The 12,055-nt window shown below is 71.1% G+C and carries 10 protein-coding genes, 1 pseudogene and 1 riboswitch; of the genes and pseudogenes, 6 read left to right on the top strand and 5 right to left on the bottom strand.

The window, feature by feature from the left end:
- From murQ to GT042_RS05080, 3 genes and pseudogenes are all read left to right on the top strand, one after another.
- On the top strand, positions 1-753 hold a 753-nt coding region (gene murQ / locus GT042_RS05090; protein ID WP_161307491.1), incomplete at its 5' end, for an N-acetylmuramic acid 6-phosphate etherase.
- A gap of 187 nt (positions 754-940) precedes the next feature.
- A complete protein-coding gene (locus GT042_RS05085) occupies positions 941-3,493 on the top strand; it encodes a SpoIIE family protein phosphatase (protein ID WP_161307492.1) in 2,553 nt (850 codons plus the stop codon).
- 36 nt (positions 3,494-3,529) lie between these two features.
- A pseudogene (locus GT042_RS05080) lies at positions 3,530-3,805 on the top strand (Uma2 family endonuclease); the annotation flags it as partial.
- Positions 3,806-3,962: 157 nt separating this feature from the next.
- Here the strand turns inward: GT042_RS05080 and groL are convergent.
- From groL to thrC, 4 genes are all read right to left on the bottom strand, one after another.
- On the bottom strand, positions 3,963-5,588 hold the full coding sequence (groL, locus tag GT042_RS05075) for a chaperonin GroEL (protein WP_161307490.1): 1,626 nt from the start codon (positions 5,586-5,588) through the stop codon (positions 3,963-3,965).
- A gap of 309 nt (positions 5,589-5,897) precedes the next feature.
- Positions 5,898-6,101 (bottom strand): cold-shock protein, encoded by a 204-nt coding sequence (locus tag GT042_RS05070; protein ID WP_005315736.1) that lies wholly within the window; start codon positions 6,099-6,101, stop codon positions 5,898-5,900.
- Between the two features lie 343 nt (positions 6,102-6,444).
- Positions 6,445-6,723 carry a ubiquitin-like small modifier protein 1 gene (locus tag GT042_RS05065; protein ID WP_161307489.1) on the bottom strand — a complete coding sequence of 93 codons (279 nt, stop codon included), beginning with the start codon at positions 6,721-6,723 and terminating at the stop codon, positions 6,445-6,447.
- Positions 6,724-6,769: 46 nt separating this feature from the next.
- On the bottom strand, positions 6,770-8,065 hold the full coding sequence (gene thrC / locus GT042_RS05060; protein ID WP_161307488.1) for a threonine synthase: 1,296 nt from the start codon (positions 8,063-8,065) through the stop codon (positions 6,770-6,772).
- A gap of 15 nt (positions 8,066-8,080) precedes the next feature.
- Positions 8,081-8,208: riboswitch (SAM riboswitch) on the bottom strand.
- A 166-nt stretch (positions 8,209-8,374) separates the two neighbouring features.
- Here thrC and GT042_RS05055 point away from each other — a divergent pair.
- From GT042_RS05055 to GT042_RS05045, 3 genes are all read left to right on the top strand, one after another.
- Positions 8,375-9,364 carry a glucosyl-3-phosphoglycerate synthase gene (locus tag GT042_RS05055; RefSeq protein ID WP_345943688.1) on the top strand — a complete coding sequence of 330 codons (990 nt, stop codon included), beginning with the start codon at positions 8,375-8,377 and terminating at the stop codon, positions 9,362-9,364.
- 38 nt (positions 9,365-9,402) lie between these two features.
- Positions 9,403-9,552: a hypothetical protein gene (locus GT042_RS05050; RefSeq protein WP_161307486.1), complete on the top strand. Its 150-nt coding sequence runs from the start codon at positions 9,403-9,405 to the stop codon at positions 9,550-9,552.
- A gap of 62 nt (positions 9,553-9,614) precedes the next feature.
- Positions 9,615-11,027 (top strand): trehalose-6-phosphate synthase, encoded by a 1,413-nt coding sequence (locus GT042_RS05045; RefSeq protein WP_161307485.1) that lies wholly within the window; start codon positions 9,615-9,617, stop codon positions 11,025-11,027.
- A gap of 63 nt (positions 11,028-11,090) precedes the next feature.
- Here the strand turns inward: GT042_RS05045 and GT042_RS05040 are convergent, their stop codons facing one another.
- Entirely contained in the window at positions 11,091-12,005 is a 915-nt protein-coding gene (locus GT042_RS05040; protein ID WP_161307484.1) for a trehalose-phosphatase, read from the bottom strand.
- Positions 12,006-12,055 lie beyond the last annotated feature (50 nt).

Genomic DNA, 12,055 nt, shown 5'->3' with positions numbered 1-12,055 from the left:
GTGGACGCGGTGGCCGAGCGGGTCGCGCGCGGCGGCCGGCTGGTCTACGCGGGCGCGGGCACGGCGGGGCGGCTGGGCGTCCTGGACGCCAGCGAGTGCCCTCCCACGTTCAACACCGCCCCGGAGCAGGTCGTCGGCCTGATCGCGGGCGGGCCCGGCGCGATGGTGACGTCCGTCGAAGGCGCGGAGGACTCCAGGGAGTTGGCCGCCGCCGACCTGACCGCGCTCAAGCTCACCGCGGACGACACGGTGGTGGGTGTCTCCGCGTCGGGCCGCACCCCGTACGCCGTCGGCGCGGTCGAGTACGCGCGCGGTCTCGGCGCCCTCACCGTCGGCCTGTCGTGCAACGCGGACAGCGCGCTGGCGGCTGCCGCCGAACACGGCATCGAGGTGGTCGTCGGCCCCGAGCTGCTCACCGGGTCGACCCGCCTCAAGGCCGGTACGGCGCAGAAGCTCGTCCTCAACATGATCTCGACAATCACGATGATCCGGCTCGGCAAGACGTACGGGAACCTGATGGTCGACGTCCGCGCCTCGAACGAGAAGCTGCGGGCCCGCTCGCGGCGGATCGTCTCCCTGGCGACCGGCGCGTCGGACCCGGAGATCGAGGCGGCGCTCGCGGCCACCGACGGTGAGGTGAAGCCCGCCATCCTCACCATCCTCGGTGAGGTGGACGGTCCCCGCGCCGAATCGCTCCTCGCGGAGTCGGGGGGCCATCTGCGCGCGGCCCTGAAGGCGGCCCGCGCCACCTGAGCGACCGCCCCGGACGCCCGGTCGCCACCTGAGGGACCGCCCCGGACGCCCGGTCCCTCGGCCCGCCCCCGCATGGGGAAGTGTGAAACCATGCCATAAGGGATATGTGCGGGCGGATGGGATCTCACTGATGGTCGATGGCGAGGGCGATGCCGGAACAGCGGTGCCCGGCGCCGACGGCCGCCCGATGGCGTCCGGTCCCCCGCAGGACCGCCCCGTACAGGCAGGTCCCCCGCACGCCGGCCCCGCCCAGGACGCCCTCGACGTGGCCGGCGCGGCCGTGGCCGTCGTCGACGCGCGCGGGACCGTCATCGGCTGGACCCGGACCGCGGAGGAGCTGCTCGGGTACCGGGCGGCCGACGTGGTGGACCGTTCCGCCACCCGTCTGCTCCACTCCCGCGAAGCCCGCGAAGCCCCCGACGACGGCGACGGCCCCGGCACCCCCGGAACCGCCCCCTCCCCCCTCGTCCCGGCCTGGTCCGCCCGCGTCCGGGCCGGCGAGCCCTGGTCGGAGCTGGTCGAGCTGCGCCACCGGGAGGGGCACGGCATCCACGTCACCCTCCAGGCCTCCCCGCTGGCCGGCCCCGGCGGCCGTACCGACTGGTTCCTCTCCGCGGCCCCGCTCGCCGAGTCGTCCGTACGGCCCACGATGAACGGCGTGGTGGTCAGGTCACTCCTGGAGGGCGCCCCCATCGGCCTGTCCATCTGGGACGCCGACCTGCGCTGCGTCTGGCTCAACAGCACGGTCGAGCGCCAGAGCGGCGCCCTGCGCCACGAGCGCCTCGGCCTCCGGGTGACCGAGTCGCTGCCGGGGTTCGACACGGACGCGGTCGAGGCGGCGATGCTCCAGGTCCTCAGGACCGGCACCCCGGTGATCGACCACGAGTTCCGCTGGATCGCCCAGGACCTCCACCAGGAGCGGGTCTTCTCGTCCTCGTTCTTCCGGCTCGACGGGATGGACGGCAGGCCCCTCGGGGTGTGTTCCATCGCCGTGGACATCACGAGCAGTTGGGCGCGCGAGCGGCTCTCCGTCCTCAGCGAGGCGGGTACGCGGATCGGCACGACGCTCGACGTCATGAACACCGCCCAGGAGCTGGCCGACGTCGCCGTGCCGCTCCTCGCCGACTACACCACCGTCGACCTCGCCGAGACCCTGCCGCTCGGCGGGGAGCCCCTCGAACGGCTGGAGTCCGGGGACGGCACGATCCCGGTCTTCCGGCGCGGCGGGGTCGCGTCCATCCACGAGGGAAACCCCGAGTCACTGTGGGCGATCGGGGAGGCCGTGTACGTCCCCCGGGTGTCGCCCTTCATGTCCGCCATGACCACCGGGAAGTCGCAGTTCGAGCCCATCATCAAGACGGGACCCGGCTCCTGGCTCGACAACGACCCCGGCCGGCGCAGGGTCATCCGGGAGACCGGGGTCCACTCCATGATCGTGGTCCCGCTGCGGGCGCGCGGCACGATCCTGGGTGTCGCCGTCTTCACCCGTAACGACACCAAGGCGCCGTTCGGCAGGGACGACCTCCTGCTGGCCGAGGAACTCGCGGCGCGGGCGTCCCTGAGCCTGGACAACGCCCTGCGCTACACCCGCGAGCGCACGGCGTCCCTTGCGCTCCAGCGCAACCTGCTCCCCCGCCACCTGTCGGGCGGCCACGCCGTGGACGTCGCCGCGCGGTACCTCCCGGCGGATCTGCACGACGGGGTCGGCGGCGACTGGTTCGACGTGATCCCGCTGTCCGGCGGGCGGGTCGCCCTGGTGGTGGGGGACGTCGTCGGACACGGGATCAACGCGGCGGCGACGATGGGGCAGCTCCACACGGCCGTCCACACCCTGGCGGACATGGATCTGCCGCCGGACGAACTGCTCGCCCACCTCGACGACCTGGTCGTCCGCCTCACCGAGGAGGACGCGGAGCCCGACGCCGAGGACTACAGCACGCCCGTGATGGGCGCGACCTGCGTGTACGCGGTGTACGACCCCGTCACGCGCCGGTGCACCATGGCGCGTGCCGGCCACCCGCCCCCGGCGATCGTCTTCCCGGACGGCACGGTCACGTTCCCGGAGCTGCCGGCCGGGTCGCCGATCGGCCTCGGGCTGCTGTCCTTCCAGTCGGTCGAGATGGAGCTGCCGGAGGGGAGTGTCATCGCCCTCTACACGGACGGCCTGGTCGAGACCCGCGAGGCGGACATCGACGTCGGGCTGGGGCGGCTGGGCGAGGCCCTGGCCAGGACCGGTGGTACGGGCGGTCCGCTGGAGGAGGTCTGCGCGGAGGTGGTCGGCACGATGGTGTCGACGGACGCGTCCCAGGACGACGTGGCGCTGCTGCTGGCCCGTACCCGCTCGCTGCCCCCGGACCATGTGGTCACCTGGGTGCTGCCCACCGACCCCGCGCTGGTGGCGAACGCCCGCGCCCTGGCCGTCGCCAAGCTCTCGTCGTGGGGTCTGGACCAGCTGGCGGCCACCGTGGAACTCATCGTCAGCGAACTGGTCACGAACGCCGTCCGGTACGGCGCCGGTCCCATCCGCCTCCGCCTGATCCGCCACGTCGCCCTGGTCTGCGAGGTCTTCGACTCCGACGACCGCTCCCCGCGCCTGCGGCACGCCCGCGCGGAGGACGAGAAGGGCTGGGGCCTGTTCCTGGTCGCCAAGCTGTCCCACCGCTGGGGCACCCGCACGGCCCCGGGCGGCAAGATCGTCTGGGCGGAACTGGAACTGCCGCTGGGCGCGGCGGGGCCGTAGCGGCCCGGGGCACCATAGAGGCGAGGAGGCCACACCATGATCCCCAGCCCCGGCACCGAGGCACGGCCGCAGATGTCCCTCGACGACTTCGAGGAACTCGCCCGCAGGGCCCCCAAGGGCGTCACGCTCCAATTCATCAGCGGAAAACTCCAGGTCAAACCGTTGCCCGACCAGCTCCACGGGGCCATCGTCATGTGGCTGCTGGAGCGTTGCCTCCAACAGCGTCCCGACCTGCGCCTGTATCCGGAGCAGGGCCTGAAGGTGGAGAGCTACCGCAAGGGCCGGGCCCGGGCGGACGGGGCGCTCGCGCCGGTCGCCCTCACCCTGGAGACGCAAAAGCTCAAGGACTACACCCGCTGACCCGGCCCCCCGCTCCGGAAACGCCCGAGGGCGGCACCCCCCGGAAGGGGTACCGCCCTCGGTTCAGGAACGCTCCGAGCCGGTGCCGTACAGCCGTACGGCGGCGGGCTCAGAAGTCCATGTCGCCGCCCGGCATGCCGCCCGGGGCGCCGGCGGCGCCGGCCTTCTCCGGCTTGTCGGCGATGACGGCCTCGGTGGTGAGGAACAGCGCCGCGATGGAGGCCGCGTTCTGGAGAGCGGAACGGGTGACCTTCGCGGGGTCGATGATGCCCTCGGCGATCATGTCCACGTACTCGCCGGTCGCGGCGTTGAGGCCGTGACCGATCGGCAGGTTGCGGACCTTCTCGACGATAACGCCGCCTTCGAGACCACCGTTGACGGCGATCTGCTTGAGCGGAGCCTCCAGCGCGAGCTTGACGATGTTCGCGCCCGTCGCCTCGTCACCTTCGAGCTCGAGCTTCTCGAACACCGAGGAAGCCTGGAGCAGAGCCACGCCACCACCGGCGACGATGCCCTCCTCGACGGCGGCCTTGGCGTTGCGCACCGCGTCCTCGATGCGGTGCTTGCGCTCCTTGAGCTCGACCTCGGTCGCGGCGCCGGCCTTGATGACGGCCACGCCGCCGGCCAGCTTCGCGAGGCGCTCCTGGAGCTTCTCGCGGTCGTAGTCCGAGTCGCTGTTCTCGATCTCGGCGCGGATCTGGTTCACGCGGCCGGCGACCTGGTCGCTCTCGCCCGAACCGTCGACGATGGTGGTCTCGTCCTTGGTGATGACGACCTTGCGGGCGCGGCCCAGCAGGTCGAGACCGGCGTTCTCCAGCTTGAGGCCTACCTCTTCGGAGATGACCGTGCCGCCGGTGAGGATGGCGATGTCGTTCAGCATCGCCTTGCGGCGGTCACCGAAGCCCGGGGCCTTGACGGCGACGGACTTGAAGGTGCCGCGGATCTTGTTGACGACCAGGGTCGACAGCGCCTCGCCCTCGACGTCCTCCGCGATGATCAGCAGGGGCTTGCCCGACTGCATGACCTTCTCCAGCAGCGGAAGGAGGTCCTTCACGTTGCCGATCTTGGAGTTGACGATCAGGATGTACGGGTCGTCCAGGGACGACTCCATGCGCTCCATGTCGGTGGCGAAGTACGCCGAGATGTAGCCCTTGTCGAAGCGCATGCCCTCGGTGAGCTCAAGCTCCAGACCGAAGGTCTGCGACTCCTCGACGGTGATGACGCCTTCCTTGCCGACCTTGTCCATCGCCTCGGCGATGAGCTCGCCGATCTGGGTGTCGGCGGCGGAGATGGAGGCCGTCGAAGCGATCTGCTCCTTGGTCTCCACGTCCTTGGCCTGCTCCAGCAGGGCACCGGAGACGGCCTCGACGGCCTTCTCGATCCCGCGCTTGAGGGCCATCGGGTTGGCGCCGGCCGCCACGTTGCGCAGGCCCTCGCGGACGAGTGCCTGGGCGAGGACGGTCGCGGTGGTCGTACCGTCACCGGCGACGTCGTCCGTCTTCTTGGCGACTTCCTTGACCAGCTCAGCGCCGATCTTTTCGTACGGGTCCTCGAGCTCGATCTCCTTGGCGATGGAAACACCATCGTTGGTGATCGTGGGGGCGCCCCACTTCTTCTCGAGGACGACGTTGCGACCCTTGGGACCAAGGGTGACCTTGACGGCGTCGGCGAGCTGGTTCATCCCGCGCTCGAGACCGCGCCGTGCCTCCTCGTCGAACGCGATGATCTTGGCCATGTGAAGTGGTCCTCCCGGACTGGGGTGGATTGCTCCGGACCGCGCCCGCGCCCGCGACGGACGGCCTGAGAGCCCGGCGGTTCCTTGCTCCACCGGTCCCTCCGGGCCTCACTGACCCGGTCCATAAGTTGTCACTCTCACTTGCAGAGTGCTAACGCCAATGATTAGCACTCGACCCCCGAGAGTGCAAGCTCCTCCCCCGGCCCGGCACCCCCGCGCGGGGGTCCCGTACACGCACGAGGGGCCCGTATCCCTGTATGGGATACGGGCCCCTCGGCGTGAGTGCGTCGGTGGCCGATCGCGCCGGGATCAGACGGCGAGCTTGACCATGTCCGCCTGCGGACCCTTCTGGCCCTGCGAGATCTCGAACTCAACTCGCTGACCTTCTTCAAGGGTGCGGTAGCCGTCCATCTGGATCGCGCTGTAGTGGACGAATACATCCGCACCACCGTCGACCGCGATGAAGCCGTAGCCCTTCTCCGCGTTGAACCATTTGACGGTGCCCTGAGCCATGCCTTACTCCCCTATTACTGCCGGAACGCTTCGACCGCGGCTGAATGTATCTGCCCAACTGCCCTCTGCAACAGGTCAATCGGACGAGAAATCTGGGCACGACCGAACACACATAGCGACGGATTGACTGCGTTCCGGGGCAAGTCGGGCCAGGCAAACCACACATGTGCCCGCAAAAGTCACCGGGAGTTCGACCCCAGGTTGTCGCGTTCTCGTATGCGCTCGGCACCGGCCGCGAGGGGGTGTTCCCAACTCTACCGCGCTCAACCATAAAGAATGGCCCCCTCCGCTTCCTGTGCGGAGGGGGCCTTCCACGTATGCCGGGCGTCCCCGTGATCCGGCGTCAGCAGCCGCCCGCGACCGCCGGGATGATCGAGATGCCGGCGCCCGCGGGGGTCGCCGTCTGGAGGCCCTGCTCGAACCGGACGTCGTCGTCGTTCACGTACACGTTGACGAAGCGGCGCAGCTTGCCCTCGTCGTCCAGGACGCGCGCGGCGATGCCGGGGTGGCTGGCCTCCAGCGACTGGATGACCTCGGAGAGGGTCTCGCCCTCCGCCGGAACCTCGGCCTGGCCACCGGTGTACGTACGGAGGATGGTGGGGATGCGGACCTTGACGCTCATGGTGGGGTGCCTTCCTTCAGTGATGGGCGGGGCGCGGCGCGGTGGCTCAGTGGGCCAGGCCGGCGGCGCGGAACGCGTCGAGGCTCGGGCGGATCGTGGCGGTGGGGCCGGTGGTCGGGGCCACGGCGTCCAGCGTCTTGAGACCGTCGCCCGTGTTGAGCACGACCGTCGTCAGCGCCGGGTCGAGCAGGCCGGCGTCGATGAGCTTCTTCGTCACGCCGACGGTCACCCCGCCCGCGGTCTCCGCGAAGATCCCCTCGGTACGGGCCAGCAGCTTGATCGCGTCCACGATCTGCTCGTCGTTCACGTCGTCCACCGCGCCTCCGGTGCGGCGGGCGATGTCGAGGACGTACGGGCCGTCGGCCGGGTTGCCGATCGCCAGGGACTTGGCGATGGTGTTCGGCTTCTGGGGCCGTACGACGTCGTGGCCCGCCTTGAAGGCGGTGGAGACCGGGGAGCAGCCCTCGGCCTGGGCGCCGAAGATCTTGTACGGCTTGTCCGCGACGAGGCCCAGCTTGATGAGCTCCTGGAGGCCCTTGTCGATCTTCGTGAGCTGCGATCCCGAGGCGATGGGGATGACGAGCTGGTCGGGCAGCTCCCAGCCGAGCTGTTCGCAGATCTCGTACGCGAGTGTCTTGGAGCCCTCGCCGTAGTACGGGCGGAGGTTGACGTTCACGAAGCCCCAGCCCTCGCCGAGCGGGTCGCCGATCAGTTCGGAGCAGAAGCGGTTGACGTCGTCGTAGTTGCCCTCGATGCCGACGAGTTCACCGCCGTACACCGCGGCCATGACGACCTTGCCCTGCTCCAGGTCGCTCGGGATGAACACGCAGGAGCGGAAGCCGGCGCGGGCGGCGGCGGCGCCGACGGCGCCGGCCAGGTTGCCGGTGGAGGAGCAGGAGAGCGTCGTGAAGCCGAAGGCGCGGGCGGCCTCGACGGCGATGGCGACGACGCGGTCCTTGAAGGAGTGCGTCGGGTTGCCGGAGTCGTCCTTCACGTACAGGCCGCCGGTGACGCCCAGTTCACGGGCGAGGTTGTCGGCCTTGACGAGCTTGGTGAAGCCGGGGTTGATGTTCGGCTTCGACGCCACGTCGGCGGGGACGGGCAGCAGCGGCGCGTAGCGCCAGATGTTGTCGGGCCCCTCGGCGATGCGCTTCTTCAGCTCTTCGGGGGTGCCGCTCGGCAGGTCGTACGCCACTTCGAGCGGCCCGAAACAGGACGCGCAGGCGAAGATCGGGCCGAGGTCGAAGCGCTCGCCGCATTCGCGGCACGAGAGGGCGGCGGCGGGTCCGAGGTCGACGGCACCGGGGGTGACACCGGGCGTGGGGACGGTCTGCACAGACATGGAGGCGAGGCCCTTTCCTCATCTTCCTCACGACGTACTTCGCCGCAAGACGGAATTGGCACCTTCCCCACCATGACCTCGCGGTCGGCGGGAGGGTTGCCGGGGCTTCAACGGGCCGTTCCCTCTGCCCCTCTGGATGAGCGGTATGGCATCGGATCCGGGGTCGGTCCCGCGATCCGAGCGTTTGTCCACCGGACGACCCCCGACATGCGGTGGTCATTCGTGTTGTTCAAGACTGTAACCGAAGGAGCGGACCGCGGAGATAGTGGTCCGCACCGCGAGATGGATCACTTTCAGGGAGAACCGACCGTGCTGGAAGAGGTGGAACGCTGGCTGACCAGGCGTTCCTGGTCCGTGGCCGACCGTACGCCCGACCGGCTCCTGGCGGCGAAGGCCGCGCGTGGCACGACCGTCAGTGTGGTGCTGCCCGCGCTGGACGAGGAGGGGACGGTCGGCGGGATCGTCTCGGTGATCCGGCGCGAGCTGATGGAGAAGGCGCCGCTGGTGGATGAACTGGTGGTGATTGATTCCGGTTCGTCCGACGCGACGGCGAAGGTGGCGGAGGAGGCGGGCGCGCGGGTGGTGCGCCGGGACGACATCCTGCCGCGGCTGCCGGCGCTGCCCGGCAAGGGCGAGGTGCTGTGGCGGTCGCTGCTGGTGACGGGCGGGGACGTGGTGTGCTTCGTGGACGCGGATCTGCGGGAGTTCTCGGCGGACTTCGTGACGGGGATCGTGGGGCCGCTGCTGACGGAGCCCGACGTCCAGCTGGTGAAGGCGATGTACGACAGGCCGCTGGCGGCGCCGGGGGCCTCGGTGGGCCAGGGCGGGCGGGTTACGGAGCTGGTGGCGCGTCCGCTGCTGAATCTGCACTGGCCGCGCCTGGCGGGGTTCGTCCAGCCCCTCGGCGGGGAGTACGCGGCCCGGCGGACCCTGCTGGAGCGGCTGCCGTTCCCCGTCGGGTACGGGGTGGAGCTGGGGCTGCTGGTGGACGCGCTCCACTGTGTGGGGCTGGACGCGCTGGGCCAGGTGGACGTGGGCACGCGGCTGCACCGGCACCAGGACGACCGGGCGCTGGGGCGGATGGCGGCGGCGATCTACCGGACGGCGCAGCTGCGAATGCCGCGGGCGCAGGTGGGGACGCAGCTCGGGGCCCATCTGGGGGCGCAGCTGGTACGGCCCGAGCTGACGCAGTTCGAGCGGGGCGAGAGCGGTTTTGAACCGCGTACGTACGCCGTGGACACGGAGGAGCGGCCGCCGATGCGGGAGATCGCGGAGTACACGGCCGGCCGCGCGGCGTAATCACCCCGCTTGATCCTATTTACCTATATTGCAGGCTTATGGAGACTCCTCTGAGCTTGTGGTTCCTCGCGGCGGCACACGGCGGCGTCACGGCCGAGCGGCTGTGGCTGCTGGGCGGGGTGGCGGTCGCGCTGACGGGGGCGGGGGTGGTGGCGCTGGCGGCGGCACGGGGACGCGGGGGCGACTGATTCCCCCGCACGGTCGCTCTCCGTACGTTTGAGCGTTTCCCGTACGGGCTAGATTTCGGCACATGGTTTCCGAGCAGGCCGCCCAGGTCCTCGTCGCGTCCAACCGCGGCCCCGTCTCGTACACGCTCCGCGACGACGGAGCGCTGGAGGCCCGGCGCGGCGGCGGCGGGCTGGTGTCCGGCCTCTCCGCCATCGGCCCCGACACGGACGCGGTGTGGGTGTGCGCGGCGCTCGGCGACGGCGACCGCGAGGCGGTACGGCGTACCGGCGGCCGGCTGGACCCGGAGGACACCGGCGGGCAGCGGGTACGGATGCTGGGCATCGCCCCCGAGGTCTACGCGGACGCGTACAACGGGGTGGCCAACTCCACGCTCTGGTTCGTCCACCACCTGCTCTACCAGACCCCGCTGGAGCCGTCCTTCGGCGCGGAGTTCCGGGCGCAGTGGGCGTCGTACGAGGCGTACAACCGCGCGTTCGCCGAAGCCCTGGCGGACGAGGCGGCCGACGGCGCGTCGGTCCTGATCCAGGACTACCACCTGGCGCTGGTCCCCGGCATGCTCCGCGCGCTCCGCCCCGACCTGCGGATCGGCCACTTCTCGCACACCCCCTGGGCGCCGGTGGACTACTTCCGGCTGCTCCCCGACGACATCGCGCGCCAGCTGCTCCGGGGCATCCTGGGCGCGGACCGCGCGGCGTTCCTGACCCACCGCTGGGCGGACGCCTTCACGGCCTGCTGTACGGAGCTGCTGGGCGGCACCGGCAACACCAGGATCGGCGTGCACGGCCTGGGCGCGGACGCGGACTTCCTGCGCGAGCGGGCGCACCGCCCCGACGTGGACGAGCGCATCGCGTCCCTGCGCGAGGAGATCGGCGGGACGGACCGGCGGACGATCGTCCGGGTGGACCGTACGGAACTGTCCAAGAACATCGTCCGCGGCCTCTTGGCGTACCGGCAGCTGCTGACCGACCATCCGGAGTGGCGCGAACGGGTGGTCCACGTGGCCTTCGCGTACCCCTCCCGCCAGGACCTCTCGGTGTACCGCGACTACACGGCCGAGGTCCAGCGGGTGGCGGACGCGATCAACGAGGACTTCGGCACGGACGGCTGGCTCCCGGTCGTCCTCCACGTCAAGGACGACTTCGCCCGCTCCCTGGCGGCGTACCGCCTGGCGGACGTGGCCCTCGTCAACCCGATCCGCGACGGCATGAACCTGGTCGCGAAGGAGATCCCGGTGGTCTCGGAGAACGGCTGCGTCCTGGTCCTGTCCCGCGAGGCGGGCGCGTACGAGGAGCTGGGCGAGGACGCGCTGGTGGTGAACCCGTACGACATCACGGCGACGGCCGCGGCGCTCCACGAGGCCCTGACGATGCCCCAGGACGAACGCGCGGAACGCACCAAGCGCCTGGCGGCGGCGGCCACGGCCCTCCCTCCGTCGCAGTGGTTCCTGGACCAGCTGGAGGCGGTGCGCGCCTGAGGGCGCGGGGTCGCGTGTCGGGCGGCGTGCTCTAGGCGGGGGCGCGCTCTCTAGCCGGCCCTGTCAGGTTCGGGACACGGCCTGTGCCAAGGCTGCCAGGAAGTCGGCGACGGCGGCGGGGCCCGGGAGGGTGAGGTCGGCTCGGGTGGACAGCTCCGGGACCTCGGTGCCGCTGCACACCAGGAGGCCCGGGTGGCCCTTCGCGCGGAGGGTGTCCACCGCCGCGTAGGCCGGGAGGTCGCCCAGGTCGTCGCCCGCGTACAGGACGGTCTCGGCGCCTGATTCCTCCGCGTACTTCGTCAGCGCCACGCCCTTGTCCACGCCGGGCGGGCGCAGTTCCAGGACCATGCGGCCCGGTTCCAGGACGAGGCCGTGACGGGTCGCCAGGGCGGCGAGGGGGGCGCGCAGGGTGTCGAAGGCGGCCTGGGGGTCGGCGGCCCTGCGGGTGTGGACGGCGAACGCCTGGCCCTTGTCCTCGATCCAGGTGCCTTGGGCGGTGTCTTGAGCGGTGCCTTGCGCGGTGTCTTGCGCCGTGCCTTGCGCCGTGCCTTGCGCCGTGCCTTGGGTGGCGGCGTGTCCGGCTCCGTCGAGGAGGGCGGGGAGTTCGGCGCGGGCCGCCGAGACGCCCGGGTGGGGGGCGGGGGCGCGTACGGTGCCGGTGGCGGCGTCCCAGCGCTCGGCGCCGTAGTGGCCGAGGACCACGAGGTGGTCGAGGCCCGGCACGCCCGCGAAGCCGCCGAACTTCACGGCGAGTTCGGCCGGCCGCCCGGTGATCACCACGATCGAGGCGACGTGCGGCGCGAGGGCCGCGAGGGCGGGGACGGCGCGGGGGTGGGCGCGGGCCTGTTCGGGATCGGGGACGATTTCGGCGAGGGTGCCGTCGAAGTCGAGAGCGACGATGGCGCCGGCGGGGTGCGCGAGGAGTGCGGTGAGGCCGTGGGTGCCGGCGGGGGTGGAGGGACTTGGCAGGGGGCCCATGTCTCCGACCTTATCGGTTACCGATTGTCCTCAATCGCCGGACGGGCTTG

The organism is Streptomyces sp. SID3212 (assembly GCF_009865405.1).
Classification (GTDB): domain Bacteria; phylum Actinomycetota; class Actinomycetes; order Streptomycetales; family Streptomycetaceae; genus Streptomyces.
Note: the sequence above shows the minus strand (reverse complement) of the source record. Positions and strands in the feature narration are given on the sequence as shown.

What these genes read in the sequence shown, in the direction of transcription:
- GT042_RS05085 (WP_161307492.1), top strand. Translation starts at nt 941, where the DNA reads ATGGCGTCCGGTCCCCCGCAGGACCGCCCCGTACAGGCAGGTCCCCCG.
- groL (WP_161307490.1), bottom strand. Translation starts at nt 5,588, where the DNA reads ATGGCCAAGATCATCGCGTTCGACGAGGAGGCACGGCGCGGTCTCGAG.
- GT042_RS05070 (WP_005315736.1), bottom strand. Translation starts at nt 6,101, where the DNA reads ATGGCTCAGGGCACCGTCAAATGGTTCAACGCGGAGAAGGGCTACGGC.
- GT042_RS05065 (WP_161307489.1), bottom strand. Translation starts at nt 6,723, where the DNA reads ATGAGCGTCAAGGTCCGCATCCCCACCATCCTCCGTACGTACACCGGT.
- thrC (WP_161307488.1), bottom strand. Translation starts at nt 8,065, where the DNA reads ATGTCTGTGCAGACCGTCCCCACGCCCGGTGTCACCCCCGGTGCCGTC.
- GT042_RS05050 (WP_161307486.1), top strand. Translation starts at nt 9,403, where the DNA reads ATGGAGACTCCTCTGAGCTTGTGGTTCCTCGCGGCGGCACACGGCGGC.
- GT042_RS05045 (WP_161307485.1), top strand. Translation starts at nt 9,615, where the DNA reads ATGGTTTCCGAGCAGGCCGCCCAGGTCCTCGTCGCGTCCAACCGCGGC.
- GT042_RS05040 (WP_161307484.1), bottom strand. Translation starts at nt 12,005, where the DNA reads ATGGGCCCCCTGCCAAGTCCCTCCACCCCCGCCGGCACCCACGGCCTC.